Here is a 239-nt window from a genome sequence, read left to right on the forward strand (position 1 = left end):
GGCCCTGCTAAACTTGTTGCTGATTGCCATTGATAAGTCAAACTTCCTACACCACCACTCGCTGCGACGTTTAGAGTCACTGCGCCATCTTTACAAACAGTTGTGCTTGCGGCCGGCTCAGTATCGATGGTTGGTAATGCGTTTACTGTCACTGTCGATTTACTACTGGTTACACTAGTACATCCTGTTCCTGCATTACTCACTACTACTTGATAATATAAAGTTCCTTCGGTTGAAGT

1 protein-coding gene is annotated in these 239 nt (G+C 44.8%); it reads right to left on the reverse strand.

Annotated elements, in window-relative coordinates; translation table 11 throughout:
- A partial coding sequence (locus F7018_RS18535; protein WP_217701382.1) for a hypothetical protein occupies positions 1 to 239 on the reverse strand: 239 nt, incomplete at both ends.

The organism is Tenacibaculum aiptasiae, assembly GCF_008806755.1.
Lineage (GTDB): Bacteria > Bacteroidota > Bacteroidia > Flavobacteriales > Flavobacteriaceae > Polaribacter > Polaribacter aiptasiae.